Source organism: Streptomyces ossamyceticus (assembly GCF_001418475.1).
Taxonomy (GTDB): Bacteria; Actinomycetota; Actinomycetes; order Streptomycetales; family Streptomycetaceae; genus Streptomyces; species Streptomyces ossamyceticus.
The window spans coordinates 517-3,916 of the sequence record NZ_LIQX01000563.1 but is presented as its reverse complement, the minus strand read 5'-3'; the positions used below and the strand labels follow the sequence as shown (position 1 = coordinate 3,916).

Sequence of the window (3,400 nt, the reverse complement as noted above, 5' to 3'; positions counted from 1 at the left end):
CTTCATGATCTTCCCCATGTCGTTGCGGGGGAGGGAACCGAGGTAGTGGACGGTCCGGGGGCGCTTGTGGGGAGCCAGCCTCGCGGCCACATGTTCGTCCCGCTCGTCGGGGGTGGGGCGGGCGCCGGGGTCCGCGGGGACGATCCAGGCGACCACCTGCTCGCCGAGGTCGGGGTCGGGCGCGCCGGTGACCGCGGCCTCCTTCACCGCCGGGTGTTCGAGGAGCGCGTTCTCGATCTCGCCCGCGCCGATCTTGTAGCCGCCGCTCTTGATGAGGTCGGTGGCCTTGCGGCCGACGATGCGGACGTAGCCGTCGGGGTCGCGGACCGCCATGTCGCCGGTGCGGAACCAGCCGTCCGCGGTGAACGCGGCGGCGGTCGCGTCGGGGCGGTTGAGGTACTCGGTGAAGAGGTTCGGGCCCCGCACCTGGATCTCGCCGACCGACTCCCCGTCGTACGCGGTGAGCGGGGTGCCGTCGTCCTCCACCAGCCTCAACTCCACTCCGGGCAGCGGGACTCCGACCGTGCCGGCGCGGGGTTCGCCGTCGGCGCGGACGCTGGTGTTCATAAGGGTCTCCGTCATGCCGTACCGCTCGATCACCCGGCGCCCGGTGGCCGCCGCGATCCGTTCGTGGTCGTGCACGGGCAGCGCGGCCGAACCGGAGACGAGCAGACGCGCCCGCGCCAGGGCCTCCGCCAGGTCCGGGTCGGTGGGCAGGGCCTCGGCGATGCGGTGGTACATCGTCGGCACGCCGAACAGCATGGTCGCGCCGGCGTTCAGCTCCCGGGCCACGCCCTCGGTGCCGAACCGGCCCAGGTGGCGCACCGAGCCGCCGCGGCGCAGCGGGCCCAGGATGCCGAGGATCAGGCCGTGCACATGGAACAGGGGCAGGGCGTGGACGAGGACGTCGTCGCCGGTCCACTGCCAGGCGTCCGCCAGCGCGTCCAGGGTGGTCGCGATGGCGCGGCGGGGGATGACGGCGCCCTTCGGCGGGCCGGTGGTGCCGGAGGTGTACACGACGAGGGCGGGGGCGGTGTCCGGGACGTCCTCGACGGCGTACGGGGCTCCGCGGCCCGGGGCGGTGTCGACGCCCTCGACGTCCTTGATGTTCTCGACGTCCACGCGGGCCAAGCCGCCCAGTGCTGCTGGGAGTTCGGTGCCCGGTGCCGTCAGAATCAGGGTGGGGGCGCTGTCCTTCACGATGTGGCCGAGTTCGCTGTCGCCCGACTTCGGGTTGAGCGGTACCGCGGGGACCCCGGCGAGCAGCGCGGCGACGACACCGACCGCCGTCTCCAGCGTCGGCGTCGCCCACACGGCCACGCGGCCCGCGTCGCGCAGGCGGGGTGCGAGGGCGCCCGCCGCGGCGGCCAGGCCGGCGTAGGTGAGGGAACGGTCGCCGAAGCGGAGGGCGGGGCGGTCGGGCGGCACGGGCAGGGTGAGATCCGGGAACAGGGGGGACACGCGTCGTACTCCTTGGTTGCTGCGGGAGGCGGGAGGCAGGGGCGAGGGCGGGGGGGGGGGCCGGGGACTGAGGGCTGAGGGCTGAGGGTCCGGGTGGTCTGTGGGGGCCTACCCGAATCCCGGCACGACCAGTACCAGCCACACCACCGCCGGCACCACCGCCACGACGATCGCGCCGTAGATCATCAGCTGGCGGAAGAAGCGCTCCCGGTCGACGTCGGGCGCGGCGGCCAGCACCAGCGCGCCGTTCGTGGAGAACGGGCTGACGTCGACCACCGTCGCGGAGATGGCGAGGGCCGCGATCATGCCGACCGCGCCGATCTCGCCCTGGGCCAGGAACGGTACGGCCAGGGGGATCAGGGCGCCCATGATGCCGACGGAGGAGGCGAAGGCCGAGACGACGGCGCCGATGTAGCAGAGCAGGACGGCGGCGAGGAGGGGCACGCCGATGCCGCTCACGCCCTCGCCGGCCCAGGTGATGGTGCCCATCTCGTCCAGTACGCCGACGTAGGTGAGGACGCCGCAGATGAGGAGGACGGTGGACCAGGCGATCTGGTTGACGGCCTTGCGACTGTCGTCCGGCCAGACGGCGCTCAGGGCGGCCGCGAGCGTGATGGCGGTGAGACCGGCGTCCAGGTCCAGCACGAGGACCGCGACGACCAGGGCGAGGAGGGCCCCGAGGGTGGCGCTCCGGGCGGGGGTGAGCCGGGGGGTTTCCACGTCAGTGCTGGTGCTGGTGCTGGTGCTGGTGCTGGAGCTGGGGCGGGGACCTGTGCCGCTTCCGCTGCCGGTGGCCGTAGCGGTGGCTGTGGCTCCAGTGCCGGTGCCGGTGCCGGTGCCGGTGGCCGTGGCTTCGGTGCCGTCGCGTTCCGGGGAAGCGGTGGTGGTGCCGGCCGGGGACGGGGTGCGCTCCTCGGTGGTGGGAAGGTGAGGGCCCGCGCCCCGCGCCCACAGCTTCAGCCCTCCGAAGAGTACGAACACCACGCCCGCGATCAGGAGGTTCGCGGCGAGGGAGGCCAGGAAGAGGGTGATCTCGCTCCCGGGGAGCCTCTCGCGTTCGACGATGCCGTTGACGATCGTGCCGTAGATGCTGATGGGGGAGAAACCGCCGCCCTGGGCGCCGTGGACGACCATCGCGCCCATGAGGAGGGGGCTGATGCCGTAGCGCGCGGCGAAGCTGAGGGCGATGGGGGCGACGATGGCCACGGCGGCCGGGCTGACCGCCCCGATCGCGGTGAGCGTGCCCGTGAGGAAGAACATCACCCACGGGATGAGCGCCACCCGGCCACGGACGAGCCGGATCGAGGCGTGCACCAGCCAGTCGGTCGTGCCGTTGGCGCGGGCGATGGCGAAGAGGTACGTGACGCCGACGAGGACGACGAACAGGTCGCCGGGGAAGCCGGCGAAGATGCCGTCCGCGTCGAGGTCGGCGACCAGCTCGCCCACCGCGAAGGCGGCGGCGAAGGCGAGGGCGCCCATGTTCACGGAGCGGGTCGTCGCGATGACGAACACCACGGCCAGGACGAGGATCGAGATGAGCTCGGGGGACATACGGGCTCCCGTCGTTGGGTCCCGGAGGAACTCGCTGGGGGAAACGGTGGGGGGAAATCGCTGGGGGAGGAGCGCGGGCGATGGAGGCGGACGGTCGAGTGGCTCGGTCGGTGTCGAGTGGTGCGCTCAGTGATTGAGTGGTGCGCTCAGTGGATGAGTGGTGCGCTCAGTGGATGAGTGGCTGAGCCACTTCGATGGGTCAGCGTGCGTGCCCGGGAGTGCCCCGTCAAGGGGTCGCGCACGAATTGGCTCAGCCACTTTGCCACCGGGCCACGGTCGTCGTGCCGGTGTTACTCTCCGGAACGAGAGGGGGACTCCGTGACCGACGCCCTGCGCCCCATGACCAAGCAGCGCCTCTACGAGCAGGTGCTCGACCGGCTGCGCCAGT

The 3,400-nt window shown here is 72.5% G+C and carries 2 protein-coding genes; both read right to left on the bottom strand.

Annotation, left to right across the window (positions count from 1 at the left end; translation table 11 throughout):
* Positions 1 to 1,461 (bottom strand): acyl-CoA synthetase (locus tag AOK15_RS33210; protein ID WP_055522031.1); only part of this gene is annotated, 1,461 nt, incomplete at its 3' end.
* A 108-nt stretch (positions 1,462 to 1,569) separates the two neighbouring features.
* A complete protein-coding gene (locus AOK15_RS33205; RefSeq protein WP_055522030.1) occupies positions 1,570 to 3,012 on the bottom strand; it encodes an SLC13 family permease in 1,443 nt (480 codons plus the stop codon).
* Positions 3,013 to 3,400: the final 388 nt, after the last annotated feature.